General features: G+C 46.2%; 1 protein-coding gene. It reads left to right on the forward strand.

Features of this window, described 5'->3' with window-relative positions; translation table 11 throughout:
- A partial coding sequence (locus AC3Z9T_RS21370; RefSeq protein WP_490128061.1) for a condensation domain-containing protein occupies window positions 1-1690 on the forward strand: 1690 nt, incomplete at both ends.

Genomic DNA, 1690 nt, shown 5'->3' on the forward strand with positions numbered 1-1690 from the left:
GGGACGGTATGACCACTTTTTTGAACTGGGTGGACACTCATTGCTGATAGTCAGTTTGATTGAGAAATTACATCACCTTGGCTTAACACTCGATGTTCGCAACGTATTTGCCACCCCAACACTTATCGAGCTGGCTGGTACTATTCAACACGACCGCGATGAGTCTCACTTTATTACGCCAGAGAACCTTATACCTGTCGGTACACAACAGATAACCCCTGACATGCTGCCTTTGGTCACCTTATCGCAACAAGAGATTGATGCCATTGCTGATACCGTTTCTGGTGGTAGCTCTCATATTCAGGATATCTACCCACTTGCACCACTGCAAGAAGGCATTCTCTTCCATCACCGTTTACATCCAGATAACGATCCCTATGTCATATCGTCGTTGTTGAGAATTGAAAATCAGGCGAAGCTGGATGCCTTTATTGCCGCATTACAGTCTGTAATTAATCGGCACGATATTCTGCGCACCTCAATTCACTGGCACGATTTAATACAACCCGTTCAAGTAGTACATCGCCATGCGATACTGAATGTACATTATCTAGAACCCATAGAACGTGTTGATGTGGTCGACTCGATGCAGGCAAAAGTCGTTTCCTCACTCGCATCAATGGATTTATCACAGGCACCTTTAATGCATTTGTATGTAGCGCCAGACGCAGCATCAACTGCACTTTATGTACTGCTTCAATTCCATCATATCATCGATGACAATCTGTCTTCACGTCAGCTACTGGCAGAAACCACTGCATTTTTGATGGGCAAAGGTGAGGCACTTCCACCATCATTCCCATATAGAAACTTCGTGGCTTATGTTCGCCAAGAAGATAAAAATCAAGCCGCAGAAGTCTTTTTCCGTGACTATTTATCGGGCATCGACGAAATTACCGCCCCCTTCGGCATCGTGAATGTTCAAGATAGTGGTGAGAGCGCGATAGAAGCACGTCAATTACTGAGTCCGGCCTTATCACAAACAATCAATGATGTTTCTCGTCAGTTTGGTATCAGCCCTGCGGCACTGTTTCACGCTGGTTGGGCCTTGGTGGTTGCCCGCACCAGCGGACGAGATGATATTGTGTTCGGCACAACCTTATCGGGGCGTATGTCAGGTCTTGATGGCAGCGCGACAGCACTTGGTATGTTTATCAACACGCTCCCCTTCAGAATAAAGCTGGCAGGCATGAGCGCAGTAACGCTGATTAACGCCGCGAATGATGTTTGCGCCAATTTATTACGCTATGAACAAACTCCATTATCGACAGCTCAGCAATACAGTGAGCTCGGCAGTATGCCGTTGTTTAGCGCCATCCTTAACTGTCGACACTCTAATGATAAAGGTACCGAAGCACCGAATTTAAGCCAGTTCGGGATAGAGCGCCTGTTTGGGCGTGAGCGGACAAACTATCCATTAAGTATCTCAGTTGATAATTATCGTGAATGTTTCTCTCTTTCGACCCAAGCCATCATTCCAATCGATCCGAATCGAGTGAATGCCTATCTGTTGCGGGCAATAGAACAGCTCGTCACACTATTAACCGATGCGCCTCAAACACCTGCAACGGCTATAGATATATTGCCTACCACTGAATATGCGCAATTATTGCAGAGTTTCAACAATACCGAAGTCGATTTCCCAGATAATCTGCTCGTACATCAACACTTTGAGGCGCAAGTAGCACAG

The organism is Providencia sp. 6390, from assembly GCF_058148425.1.